The 11,571-nt window shown below is 42.2% G+C and carries 10 protein-coding genes and 2 pseudogenes; 4 read left to right on the forward strand and 8 right to left on the reverse strand.

What is annotated here, in order from left to right:
* Together BK127_RS40735 and BK127_RS43405 are read right to left on the reverse strand one after the other, a co-directional pair.
* Positions 1 to 266 (reverse strand): annotated as a pseudogene (locus BK127_RS40735) (hypothetical protein); the annotation flags it as partial.
* Positions 217 to 633: a tetratricopeptide repeat protein gene (locus BK127_RS43405; RefSeq protein ID WP_144026715.1), complete on the reverse strand. Its 417-nt coding sequence runs from the start codon at positions 631 to 633 to the stop codon at positions 217 to 219. The pseudogene BK127_RS40735 and the gene BK127_RS43405, both read right to left, overlap by 50 nt.
* 373 nt (positions 634 to 1,006) lie before the next feature.
* On the opposite strand from BK127_RS43405, the gene BK127_RS45980 reads away from it, so the two are divergent.
* A complete protein-coding gene (locus tag BK127_RS45980; RefSeq protein ID WP_083689968.1) occupies positions 1,007 to 1,144 on the forward strand; it encodes an IS3 family transposase in 138 nt (45 codons plus the stop codon).
* Positions 1,145 to 1,255: 111 nt separating this feature from the next.
* Here the strand turns inward: BK127_RS45980 and BK127_RS40750 are convergent, their stop codons facing one another.
* From BK127_RS40750 to BK127_RS40760, 3 genes are all read right to left on the reverse strand, one after another.
* Entirely contained in the window at positions 1,256 to 1,594 is a 339-nt protein-coding gene (locus tag BK127_RS40750) for a DUF1801 domain-containing protein (protein WP_076238363.1), read from the reverse strand.
* 256 nt (positions 1,595 to 1,850) lie between these two features.
* Entirely contained in the window at positions 1,851 to 2,123 is a 273-nt protein-coding gene (locus tag BK127_RS40755) for a hypothetical protein (protein WP_179097806.1), read from the reverse strand.
* A gap of 156 nt (positions 2,124 to 2,279) precedes the next feature.
* Positions 2,280 to 3,086, reverse strand: coding sequence for a class I SAM-dependent methyltransferase (locus BK127_RS40760; RefSeq protein WP_076238365.1), 807 nt, complete (start codon positions 3,084 to 3,086; stop codon positions 2,280 to 2,282).
* A 332-nt stretch (positions 3,087 to 3,418) separates the two neighbouring features.
* On the opposite strand from BK127_RS40760, the pseudogene BK127_RS45400 reads away from it, so the two are divergent.
* Positions 3,419 to 3,571: pseudogene (locus BK127_RS45400) on the forward strand (penicillin-binding transpeptidase domain-containing protein); the annotation flags it as partial.
* A 236-nt stretch (positions 3,572 to 3,807) separates the two neighbouring features.
* On the opposite strand, the gene BK127_RS40770 reads toward BK127_RS45400, so the two are convergent.
* Positions 3,808 to 4,476, reverse strand: coding sequence for a hypothetical protein (locus BK127_RS40770; RefSeq protein ID WP_179097807.1), 669 nt, complete (start codon positions 4,474 to 4,476; stop codon positions 3,808 to 3,810).
* Between BK127_RS40770 and BK127_RS44355 the strand changes: the two genes are divergently transcribed.
* Positions 4,475 to 4,678 (forward strand): hypothetical protein, encoded by a 204-nt coding sequence (locus BK127_RS44355; protein ID WP_179097808.1) that lies wholly within the window; start codon positions 4,475 to 4,477, stop codon positions 4,676 to 4,678. The two genes, BK127_RS40770 and BK127_RS44355, sit on opposite strands and share 2 nt — an antisense overlap.
* Positions 4,679 to 5,400: 722 nt before the next feature.
* Positions 5,401 to 8,646 (forward strand): S-layer homology domain-containing protein, encoded by a 3,246-nt coding sequence (locus BK127_RS40775; protein WP_076238367.1) that lies wholly within the window; start codon positions 5,401 to 5,403, stop codon positions 8,644 to 8,646.
* A 1,162-nt stretch (positions 8,647 to 9,808) separates the two neighbouring features.
* On the opposite strand, the gene BK127_RS40785 is transcribed toward BK127_RS40775, so the two are convergent.
* Positions 9,809 to 10,357 (reverse strand): ATP-binding protein, encoded by a 549-nt coding sequence (locus tag BK127_RS40785; protein WP_076238368.1) that lies wholly within the window; start codon positions 10,355 to 10,357, stop codon positions 9,809 to 9,811.
* 266 nt (positions 10,358 to 10,623) lie between these two features.
* The gene (locus tag BK127_RS40790; RefSeq protein ID WP_076238369.1) at positions 10,624 to 11,259 is read right to left on the reverse strand and encodes a hypothetical protein; all 636 of its coding nucleotides are present in this window, start codon (positions 11,257 to 11,259) and stop codon (positions 10,624 to 10,626) included.
* Positions 11,260 to 11,571: the final 312 nt, after the last annotated feature.

Consider the following 11,571-nt stretch of genomic DNA (forward strand, 5'->3'; position numbering starts at 1 on the left):
ATCCCTTCCTTTTCGGTCTTTTCTACATCATTACCCGAATTGGTCGGTTGTTTAAAACACGAGTTCATTCTATATAGGTTTGCAATAGTCAAAAGCTGTTGAAGTGCTTCATCGTAACGTTCCAGATTATTCATAGCTCTTGCCAATAAACTGACCGTATCATAATCTCTGTCTGATTGGGGGATTTTCATAATATTATCTACTATTTTTTCATGTTCATCTTCTTGATGCCAAATAATAAGTTGTGCGAAAGGGTCTTTTTCCATCACTCTGCCTCTTTTCGTTTGTAGGATAGTAACACTTCCTAATCGTTTTACCAACTAAGCGCGGTGTTCCACAGAACTGATTAGCTAAGTCATGCTCTTTTAAAGCTTTCTCCTGATTCCCTAAATACCAATACATATTCCCCAAATTTAAATGTCGTTCAGCTAGTTCAAAATTGATTTCCAGTGACATTTGATAGTATTGTTTTGCCTTTTCGTATTCAGCAATCTTTTCGTAATACAAAACCAAATAATTAAGGCAATTAGCTTCGTTTTCATCCCCATTACTGCAAGCTGATTCAAATTTTTCATAAGCTTCTTGGTAATGTCCATTGGCGTACAGTTCATCGCCTTGTTCATATAAGTTCAATGTATTTTAGCACCTAAATTAAGGATATTATACTATGATTGGACCCTAAAAAGGCCATATAAATGAGATCACCTTAAATTTTTAATCCCAGGGCGAACCATAATATTTTAAAGTTTTCATTGATTCCACATCCAAATATTAAATGCATCCGACAAAACACCAAATTATAACATTTCAATATATGGAATACGCTGGACCAGGCGCTTGGGGCTGTACCGGGCGCGACTCCCATGCTTCACAGCGATCGGGGTTTTCAATACACCTCGTTAGCCTTTAAGAAGCGGCTGGACAAAGCAAACATGACTCAGAGTATGTCACGTGTTGGCCAGTGCATAGACAACGGATCCATGGAAGCCTTTTGGGGAACCCTGAAATGCGAAATGTATTACCTCCAGACATACAAGAACTAAAGAGGGACATTGAGGCGTACAACCATTTTTATAACAATGAGCGGTTTCAGGCAAAATTAAACGACCTCAGTCCCGTGGAATTCAGGGCTAAGGCCGCCTAATTGCTTTTATTTATTTGTTCTGTCTACTTGACAGGGTGCAGTTCACCATGTCAGCAGCCTCGTTCTGTTTATTTATTGAGCTATCGTTTTTCGTTTGCGTAGTACAAATGATTAGAGAGAACTGGAAGCTTGAACAAGAAGCCTAGCTAGCATATTGTAGTCGGGCGAATCACCTTCACGAATTTTGAGCCATTTCCGCTCAGCTGGGCCATCAAAACCCTTCGGGACTTCCAGACCGTTAGCATTCATAATCATAAATGCAATGGCGTCCTTGGATGGGGAAATCACCGCGGCATAATGCCCATTTTTAAGGAAATGTGGCTTCTTGTATTGAATCCGTTCTTCAACCTCGGGAATGGATTCATGGACCATCTGGCGAAGTTGATTGGAAACTTTAACCTGCCACGGCTGATTAAGGCTTTCGATAAAAGAGGTGACCTCATGGTTCATTGGTGCACATTGCTCCTTCCTTTGAAAATTTCATCTCAATTTTAGTAATCCCATACAAACCGCATGTTAATAAAGGCATTGTCGCTTGAAATGCCATCATCAATCACCTAAACCTATTATAGCAAATAAATGGCAGCTAGGTTTCTTTTCGATTGCTATTATACAAATCTCCCGTTACTTGAACGAACAAATAGAGGAGCTGCCACGAGGTAAGCTCCTTCACTATCGTAACCCGTTAGTTTAGGTTTTTTACAAATTAACTCGCTCCCGTATGCTTTACCAGCGTCATAATAATGTTTTTTCCTTCTTCAGTCAGAGTATAATACGTAACGTTAATTTCAATCATCCCTCCATTCCAAACAGTCACGAAGAAGGACTGCTTACCCTCATTAGCAATGCCTATTAGTCTGAAATTAGGAAACGTAGCTTTAGGTTGTCCCGCCATAATATCTGCATTTTGATGAGTATGTTTTAAACTTTGAATTTGTTCTTTGTTTCGAATAGGGTTTCCAACAGCATTCCATTTCACATTATTTACAGAGATCTTGTCCAATCTTCCGTAGAATTTCATTGACGCAGTTTTACTTCAATTTTCTCAACCCACAGGCAATCATTTAAAAGCCACTGATGCGTATAATATAAAGATTGCGGTTTATATAAACGCAGATTACCCATTAATCACCAATTAAAGTTTTCTTGCTTTAAAGACGAAGGACAGGGGAAACAATTTCGCATTGAAAGCAGAATGATATTTCTGTTCAACTTTACTCTCACTTTCAAGGGTTTGTTTATCAGTTTCTTCTATCATTTCCTCAATAAAAAATCCAGCTTTAGATAAAGCGTTAATATACGTTGAAATTTTCCTTTTGCTGAGTGAAACATCAAAACCGTATTTTTCAAACGTAAAAAGATTTTCATCGTAATAAGAGCTTTTAACTACAAGATTATCTTCTTCAATTTCCATACATCTCATAACAGGGTGATCCCAGCTAAATATAAAAGTACCACCCTTTTTTAAATAGGATGCAATTAAATTAAATGTTTTTTGTAAATCGGTAGTCCAGCCGATTGCATATATTGAATATACAATATCAAAATAACCCATCGGTAAACCTGGATTCTCTTCCATGGGACTATTGAATAAATGTGCTTCATATCCGCAATCTTTTAAATAACGGGTTGTATTTTCAATTTGCTGTGTTGACATATCAAGTCCCCAAAGTTCTGATGCATTATGGTCACCATGATATTTAAGAGAGTGCCCACTTCCACAACCAATTTCAAGAACTTTTTTACCAGACACATCGCCAAACAAATGTAAATCTTCTTCGGATGGTATCAAGCATCCGAGTGTTGGGAGTGCAGTTACACCGACCCATTTGTCAGCAGTATTATCCCAAAACTTTTTATTTTGTTCTAAAACCCCTATATTATCAAGAGTGTTTTTTCTTGAATTTAATAATATATTGCTCTTTACGACTGAATCCTTCATAATACTCCTCCTCGATAGTTAATCTTTAGTTCGTAATATATTACAAATGCATCATATATGTAATTGTAACAGGTTCCATTTTATGGTCAATATGTAATTATCATGCCCGTTAGCTGAATGCCTTTCGGGTAAATTTACTATATGACCTTGTCAGGAATCGGATTATTTTCTTGGCATAGTTCGGCAATCGGATCACATTCTTGACACTTAAAAATGACAAGAATGTGATCCGATAAAATAAAAAAGCCTCGATTTGCGCGGATACTAATCGCACTAGATTCTTGTCACCCGACATCTGTGTCCCCTCAATAACGGAGCCAGCAGTGTTCGTGCCAGAATCGTCGTTCAAGGTGCCGAACGCGCTCATCGGTCTCGAGATGGGAGCGGTGCGGGATGAATATGACGTGAAGCGGTGGAGAGGAGTCGTCCGGCCGTTCGAGGAGTGGAATCGGGACCATACGCTGGGTTCGGCAATACGAGCATCCCTTCGGAAATAGGGTCAAGTTCATGTCCAATATCGGAAAAGGGATCAAGTTCTTGTCTTTGGGTTTGGACAAGAACTTGATCCCTTAAAATGAAGAACCTACGCTAGGCGTGGGTTCTAATGGGGCTATGTTCTTGTTGACAAGAACTTTATCTCATTCCCGACGTTCTCTTTTTCTAATAATAAAAAAACATCGCCCCCTTGGCGATGTTTAAATAGTCAACTTTATTTACATATTTATCCACATAAACTATTTTGAAATGAGGAACGTCTTGACTGGCAACAAGGAATGAACAATTTTTCGATAACAATATTTAGAACGCGGAATGTCAGTTGACAGCCCGCGTTCTTATAAATCTGCAGGAACTTATATAGAATTCTTGAAAATATCAAGGTTTTGACTTCATCTTGCTCGAAGGTACTGTGCTGGGAATTTTTTAAAAAATATCTTCGATATTGGATCACAAAAGCATTGTACCCTTTTTTGCTTATCACCCAGGCATACGGAAAGCCTTCATGGATGGAACCGACATAGGAAAACCCTCCACCCGGTCTTATCATGGCAAACGGTTTACCCGGCTCACTCCTGAAGAAAAACAGACCGTTTGACTCCTTGGAGGGATCCTCTCCCTTTTGTTCTTCGGTGTAGAAATCGTAGAAGATTGTTCTGCCTTCGTTAACTTCATCGATCATATGATTGATGACGCCCAACGTCGTGCTGGGATCTATATGGTTATGGTACGGCAGGAGCCAATCAATACTATCCAACCGCATGTCATCTCTAATACGGCTATTTCCACCGGGCAGAATGAACTGCCCAAAACCTTCGAACGCCGGATGATTGATAACGTCGAGATCCAAGATATTTTCGGTTACGTGCGTAGAACTTTCGTTCTTGCTATTCATGGCACCACCCATTTTAACGCCCTCGCTTGGCACTGCTTCGCCTGATGCCGATATCGTCCTGTCAGGAACAACTCGACTGCCGGAATCATTCCCTGTGCAGTCGGTCAGCAGTATCAGCGATGTGAGCAGCAATCCGATAATGTTGAAAAAAGGCTCTCCCTTTTTGTTCACTATTCCACTTCCATTCAAGGCTTCATCATAATCTTAACTCTTGAGTACCGCTACAACCTGCAAGGCGGCCCGCCTTCACCTCGTCGATGGTTTCCCGATAACGACTGCCGGGACTGCGTCGGTGATACGGCGCTTCAAATCAAGGGACCTCGTAAGGATGCCGGATTCGTAAAAGACTGCACGGTCACCTGGTTTGACTTGAATCTGATCCGCCAAGTCAAGGTCATCAACCGGGCGATTAAAACCGGGCTGATTGTGAAGTATTAAAAGAGCGGGAAGCTCGTGATTAACCGGATCCCGGAAGCAATCCTACAAATTAATGAAGCCATCGAATCAGGGTGCTGCCTTGATCTTTTTTTGTTTTCCGCGAACGCCGCAATCCCCGGTTTGCTCCGGGAGCACACCGAGCCGCAGAATGCTCGATGGAAATGATTTTTTGTCATAATGTAGCGCATTTTCCGACCATACAGGAAAACGGAGCGTCTGCAGAGCATAAAAGAAACTTTTGTCTGTCGGAATGTCGAATAATTGCCGAAAAACCGAACTTTAGACCGAATTTATAAAGAATTTATATATTTTTAATATACTATAATAGGTATAAAGACCTAAATGTTTATCCCATTTCGTTTGCTAGCGTGCTATAATAAATCCCGTATGCTGGAGAGGGAGGAAACAAGTACAGAGAACAATTACAAATTTGTAGTTTAGAAGTATGGAAGATTGACATCTTGAGATTCAATTTAGGAGGAACATATGACGATTATTCAGATGAGGAAAAATGTACTTCTGCTCTTATTGGCTTTATTGTGTGCCGTTTCTTTCTGGAGCAGACCAACCCATGCAGAACCTGGTGTTTCTGTAAGTATTTATGATGCTTCAGCGGTTTATAATCCGACTACCAACGGCTTTGATATGCAGGTGAGTTGGAATACTACATCTCCAGTGGCTACCATTCAATATCACAATGTGTATATGGTGCCTGCAGGGACATCATTTAATGGTACGGATCCGCTGTCAATTAATCCATTGGCAGGCAGCGGTGCTGGGGGAGGAACGGGAACACACAATTGGTCAAGCAATTCTAGCATTTCGACTATCAATGGCGGTATTATAGGCCCGGGCACTCCACTTAATGACGGAAATTATGATATATACGTGGTTGCCAGTGTCCCCAATGGTCCGGTTTTTAATAATTTTCCAAGCCAGGCTTACACGATCCATCTGTCCAGAATGGTGGTCTCCCCGGTTACCATCACAACGGGCGATCAAGTGCCTGCAAATCCGACGTATGCCAAAGCCGACGACACGGCCACTTTGACGTTTACGCTCAGTAAGGCGCCAAGCGCGATGCCCACGGTACAGTTCACATTTCTAGATGCAGTTGTAACCAGTGTCGGCAATAATGTTTATAAAGCGCAGTATAGGTTCACGGGATCGGAACATGCAGAAGGAATTACCGCTATTGCGATCAATGTGCAAAACGAAGGACAGTCATTGCGGACGGTTAGAACGACAACGGACAGCAGTGCTGTATTTTACGACAAAACGAATCCGACAGGCACAATTACGATCAATAATGGAGCGCCTTCAACCAATACAACAGCGGTAACGCTAGACATTGCCGGTTCGGACTTATATACCCCAACTGTTTACTCAAGATCGCAACATTCGCATCCGTTCGCAGGTACAGCGGCAGAGCCGATTCTACTGGCTTCCATCGATCAGTCGATTTGGAGCATTAAAGCCTTGTTAGCTGGTGCAGGACCGCAACCGGAAGCAGGTTCGGGTGTCGAGAAAATGCGTTTCTCTAACGACAATGTCAACTGGAGCGACTGGGAGCCTTATTCGACGACGAAAGCTTGGACGCTGACAGACGGCGACGGCACGAAGACCGTTTATATGAAGCTGAAGGACAAAGCCGGTAACGAAATGACGCAGCCGGTGAACGCGAGTATTTTACTGCAGCAGCCGATCAGCATTACACCGGTCAGTATCACCGGCAGCAACACGGCAAAGGGATACGTCAAAGTCGGCGACACCGCCACCCTGACATTTTCGCTCAGCAAGCCGACAAGCTCGGCGTTAACCGCATCCATTGCAGGCAACGACGTGGCGGTCACGAGTGTCAGCAATAATGTTTACAGCGCATCTTATACATTCACGGATTCAGACTTCGACGGACGAGTGCGATTCTCGATCCGCGTGGGCAGCAATCCGCCGGAAGCATCGACAAGTAGCACGACAGACGACAGCAATTTGATCTTCGATAAGACCGCTCCGACAGCGACGGCGCTCACCATTAATAGCGGAGCGGCAACGACGAATACAACAGCGGTAACCTTGACGATTGACGGTAATGACACCAGGTATTTGGCAAGTTCAAGCAGACAGCTAGCGTCCGCGGACAATTCGCTTTATGCCACGTGGGGGCTTCTGGCTTCCAGCGAACCTCAAAGCTCGGGTCTTTCACAAATGCGCTTCTCCAACGATGGTGTCATTTGGAGCGATTGGGAACCATATGCCACGACGAAAGCATGGACGCTTTCTTATGATAATGGAACCAAGACCGTTTATATGAATCTGAAGGACCTCGTAGGCAATGAAATGAAGACACCATATACAGCAACGATCGATCTTCAGAAGCCTAACCATTCATCCAGCTCCAGTCCGTCTTATTCACCAAGCGAAACGATTACCATAAATGTAGAAAACGGCGTGACTGCGAGTGGTTCCGTGGTGTCAACGGCGACAATCAACCGTACAACCGATACAAATGGCCGTAAGACAGACTCGGTGACGTTTACGCTTGACCAAGCCAATAAGACGGTGGAAGAGCTTAAATCTGCGGGATCTGACTCAGCTAGAATCGTCATTCCCGATCCGAAAGACGAAGTGTCCGAAGTCAATGTAACGATTCCGAAAACTTCCACCGAGAGCCTGGTGAAAGGTAACGTAGGCGTTGAAATTTCTACAGCGAACGGCCGCGTTAACATTCCGAAAAGCTCGCTTGAAGGATTTACGGATGACGTCTACTTCCGCTTCGTTCCGATTAAGACCGAAAACGATCGCAAGGCCGTCGAAGACCGTGTCAAGATAGAACAGGAAGTTCGTCTTGCCGTAGGCAATGACAACATCAGCATTGTTGGCAGACCGATGACAATTGAAACCAACCTGCAAAACCGACCGGTCACCTTGATGATTCCGTTAGGCGACACCTCTTCCCTCACTGAACAACAGCTGCACAATTTGGGCGTGTTTATCGAGCATAGCGATGGAACGAAGGAATTCGTCAGAGGGGAAATCGTGAACTACGATGCCAGCGGCAAGCTCGGCATTCAATTTACCGTTACGAAGTTCAGTACATTTACCGTTGTCAAAACCGAAGGCTTGAACAAAATAACGCACAAAGCCTACATAAACGGCTATCCTGACGGCACGTTCGGGCCAGAGAAAAACATCACTCGCGCGGAAATGGCAGCTCTGCTTGCCCGCGTATCGGATAAAACGGCAACCAAATCGAGTATCGCCTATACCGATGTCGCTTCGTCGCATTGGGCGAAAGAAGCCATCGATCAAGCGACCAAAATGGGCTTGATGGAAGGCTACAACGGCAGCAGCTTCAAACCGGAGCAAATGATCACCCGTGCGGAAATGGCAGCGATCCTCTCCCGCATTTCGAGTAATAGCGCCGGCAGCGGCGACAGCTTCAAGGACGTAAACGGCCATTGGGCGCAATCGGTGGTAGCGCAGGCGAAAGCAGCCGGTTATATCGACGGATACACTGACGGCACCTTCCGTCCGGAGCAAACATTAACCCGTGCCGAAGCGGTAACGATGATGAACAAGCTGCTGGGACGCGGTCCGCTATCCGGAGCAGCACCCAAATGGAGCGACGTGTCAAGCGGCAGCTGGGCATTTGAGCAAATCCAGGAAGCTTCCATTGACCATACATCCGAGAAAAACGCAACTGGCGGCGAACAATGGGGAACGACGCCCTAATGGGGATTAAGGTAATAGAACGCTTCGATCCTTTAAAATTCCACAGCAACAATGCACAATAGCGTAGGGCTAAAGCATAGATAAGAAAAACCGTCAGGGAAGTTCAACCTGATGGTTTTTTTAGGTTTGACGAGCATCGGCAATCTTGTACTCATACCCACGAACGCCTTTGTAATACTCTGGATATGTCTCGCAGAGTCTACGCTCCCACATTCCTTCATTCAACCTGTCTCTTCTAAATTTTGCCCTCTCGCCGTACCCGTACATAATGTTTTAACGATTAAATATGTTCTACCTCCTTCAACCATGTGAGAATCATGCAGAAGTTTACCTTCCAACGTTTCTGGAATTTCATCCTTCTGTGATTCCCATGAAACTTTAACGATTTTGTTGATTATTTCTCCGTCAATCCTTATTTCATCAAATAATCTCTAATTAAATCTTCCAGTGAATAAATAAATCCTTGAAAATAACAGCTATATATAATTAAATGTTAAGCTATTGTGTCTCGTTAGTTTAATTACAGGGGGACGAACCATATGTGATCGAATGACTTCTTCATCATCTTAGGCATCTGTACAGTCAAATAGTTATTAACCCACATAGCATGAAATACGAATTAATTTAAACTTCTAAAAAGGAAGTGGAATTCAATGTTCTTTATCACACAACCACTGGTGTATATGAGACAACCGCAATCTCCTCCACCTTCATTCATCCCCCCAAAACCTGAGGTATCTTATGTGGTTGACTGTTTATATGAGTACACATATGTCTGGCTGCTGAATGGAGACAATTTCTGGTTTTATCCGACTCGTGTAGAGTACGGTGAAGTCTCAGGTTATAGGTGGAATGGAGCGTTTTGGATGTTTTATGGCATTGATCCAAGAATAATTGATGTCGTTGCGTGCCCCCCAATTCCTACCCTTTACTGAGATGATTATTAGGTAGTTACTACTTATATAATTACTTTGCACGACCTCATGCCTGATTACAAGAAAAGGCACCCGTTCAATCTGCGTCGGCTGCCTTCCTTGTTTATTGAACTCTTGTGTCCCGTTAGCTTACGCTTCTGGCAGACCAAGTGGCGTAAGCCCCGTAGTGTAACACGGTGTTAACTGATGTATCGATCTTCTTCGAATTAGCTTCCAACATTTTTTGTTTACTTCAATTTACTGATTGTTTTAATTTTTTGAATTACTTCTGTAATCTCCTCTTGATTTTTAATAACAAATAAATGATCTACTTCGTCTTTGGTCGGTTCATCCAGTTTCGACTTTTCTTGTCGTTCTAACACTTCCATAAAGCTTGACGCACTTCGAAAGATAGCTTTACTTCTCTGTGATTGTTCTATACGTTCTTTCAATACTTCAATTGGTAATTCAAAATAGACAATTATACATTTAAATCCTTTATCATAAAAATACCGGAGGACATTTGATCGAGCTGGTTTATTTAGGTTGGAATTACTTAAGATGAGGTCAAAATTACTTTGCTCTGTAGCATACTCAACAATTGCATTCGTTACGGTGAATTTCAAAGTATTCTGCCCTTCTTTCGGGCGTAGCTTCTTATAGTGTTTATTTATAAATTCTGCGTGGTTGTCCTGATCTATCACAACAGCTTGTTGTAATATAGATTCTAAATTATTAGCAAACGTCGTTTTCCCACTATGTGTCTTTCCAACTGTCATGATCAAAAGACGGTTCATAATCTTTTCTCCAATCGGTTTGTAATTTTAATTGTAACGATATTATCGATGACTTACTCTTGTATTTTTTAGTCGATCTTTCAGATAACGTTCTTGTATTCCCGACGCCTCACCGACTTAAAGCCCGAAGAGCTGGCCGCGACGCGGTTAGTCGGTGCAGGTGTGTCTGCTGAATACGACTCCTTGAAAACCTTCTGCAGACCAAGGTCGGCGTAGCCGGCCGCAGTGGGAACACACTGTTATCTGATGGATGTGCCTTCTTCGAGTTACTTAATACTATTGTTTAAAACCATTAAAATTTCATCTTTGGATTTAGACATCTTATTCATAAGATTGTCTATCAAATTATCTGTAAATACTATTTCTTTAGCATTTGCCCACTGTGATTGTTCTTTAAGGAAAGATGAACAGGCTTCCTCAACCGTTACAGTTTCATAATATTCTATACTTGTTGCCTCAATATTTAAGATTCTTGAACATAATACTTTCACACACTCATTAATTGTCTCTTGATTTATTCCCTCATCAGGATGCCAAATTTCGATTGATCTGGGTTTAATATTATCTTCATTCTTAGGCAAATTTTTATATGGTAGTTCAAAAAAATCTTCATCGTTAGGACGATCGTAATAATAATGGTAGTGTATTTCATTTCCAAGTAAATGTTCTTTAATCTGTTCAACAAAAACTATTTCATCTGCGTCATTCTCGAGATCTTCAAGCCCATTTCTTAAATAATTCTTAGTGCATATACATGTACTTCCAAGTTGAATATATTCTTGCTCAGCCTTCTCATATATAGTAATGTCTTCCCATCCCTCTAAACCAGAGAATCCATAAATTCCCCACCAATAGTTTAGAGAATTTATCTTCACACATATATCCTTTTTTATGTAAGTCATTTTCTAATACCTCCTTTGGAAGTCTTTAAGAATGTATAGTACATCTTTCAGATAACGTCTTATTTACGAACTTCATAAATTCACCATGCCTTAACGGATTCGTGAAATAATTCAACTATCCTACCCATTACCGTCCCTCGGTTCAATGAATAAGAGGAGCTGCCACGTAGCAAGTTCCTCCACTATAGGATCTGTTAGTAGAACGAAGTTTTAGCACTTATTTCTATAATCAAACTGTCCTGACACAACGGGAAGTGTTCTTGACCTTATCCAATCAACCGCTTGTAATACCAACGGGGATGAATTATCCGG

This window comes from Paenibacillus sp. FSL H7-0331, from assembly GCF_001956045.1.

Excerpts from the sequence above, each read along its gene's own strand:
- BK127_RS44355 (WP_179097808.1), top strand. The coding sequence starts at position 4,475 with ATGGCACCACCCATTTTAACGCCCTCGCTTGGCACTGCTTCGCCTGAT.
- BK127_RS40785 (WP_076238368.1), bottom strand. The coding sequence starts at position 10,357 with ATGAACCGTCTTTTGATCATGACAGTTGGAAAGACACATAGTGGGAAA.
- BK127_RS40790 (WP_076238369.1), bottom strand. The coding sequence starts at position 11,259 with ATGACTTACATAAAAAAGGATATATGTGTGAAGATAAATTCTCTAAAC.
- BK127_RS40775 (WP_076238367.1), top strand. The coding sequence starts at position 5,401 with ATGACGATTATTCAGATGAGGAAAAATGTACTTCTGCTCTTATTGGCT.
- BK127_RS45980 (WP_083689968.1), top strand. The coding sequence starts at position 1,007 with ATGCGAAATGTATTACCTCCAGACATACAAGAACTAAAGAGGGACATT.
- BK127_RS40750 (WP_076238363.1), bottom strand. The coding sequence starts at position 1,594 with ATGAACCATGAGGTCACCTCTTTTATCGAAAGCCTTAATCAGCCGTGG.
- BK127_RS40760 (WP_076238365.1), bottom strand. The coding sequence starts at position 3,086 with ATGAAGGATTCAGTCGTAAAGAGCAATATATTATTAAATTCAAGAAAA.
- BK127_RS40770 (WP_179097807.1), bottom strand. The coding sequence starts at position 4,476 with ATGAATAGCAAGAACGAAAGTTCTACGCACGTAACCGAAAATATCTTG.